General features: G+C 43.4%; 2 tRNA genes and 1 rRNA gene. All 3 read right to left on the reverse strand.

Features of this window, described 5'->3' with window-relative positions:
• Nucleotides 1-216: 216 nt before the first annotated feature.
• Nucleotides 217-292, reverse strand: a tRNA-Ala gene (locus KO533_RS22400).
• Between the two features lie 137 nt (nucleotides 293-429).
• Nucleotides 430-506: transfer RNA gene (locus KO533_RS22405), tRNA-Ile, on the reverse strand.
• A gap of 99 nt (nucleotides 507-605) precedes the next feature.
• Nucleotides 606-692: ribosomal RNA gene (locus tag KO533_RS22410) — 16S ribosomal RNA — on the reverse strand; the annotation flags it as partial.

The raw sequence follows: 692 nt of genomic DNA on the forward strand, positions 1-692 counted from the left end.
AATAAAGTGTTTGAGAACTCATGTTCAATGCTTTCGCATTAAACGTTTTGTAATTAATTACATGACAGACTCATGCAATTAAATACTATCAGCTTTCCAAATTGTTAAAGAGCGGGCTTAAAAAAGCCAAAGATAATTTTTAAGTTTATCTTTGGCATCTCTATCCATAGTGCATATGCCTTATTACTTTGCAATAAAGTCAGAATAAGGTGTAAATGGTGGAGCTATGCGGGATCGAACCGCAGACCTCCTGCGTGCAAGGCAGGCGCTCTCCCAGCTGAGCTATAGCCCCATTTACATGCAGTGCGAGTAAGTAAGATGTTCCAAACCTCTAAAAGGATTGGTTTGCCAATCATTTCTTATCAAGGCGGACAGTGGCGACGTTTAGTTCACTAAACGAGTCACTTTCCAACGCTGAGAAGGAAGGATTGGTGGGTCAGAGTGGACTTGAACCACCGACCTCACCCTTATCAGGGGTGCGCTCTAACCAGCTGAGCTACAGACCCATCTTTGATAAACCTATTTAACTAGGTCCATCTTTTACTCTTTCTTCTATCAAGCAAATCTGTGTGAACACTCAACAAACATTAAGTTAGTCGTATAGGTAAGGAGGTGATCCAGCCCCAGGTTCCCCTAGGGCTACCTTGTTACGACTTCACCCCAGTCATGAACCACAAAGTGGTGAGCGCCCC

The sequence above is a fragment of the Shewanella sp. NKUCC05_KAH genome (genome assembly GCF_019345585.1).
GTDB classification, from domain to species: Bacteria; Pseudomonadota; Gammaproteobacteria; order Enterobacterales; family Shewanellaceae; genus Shewanella; species Shewanella oncorhynchi.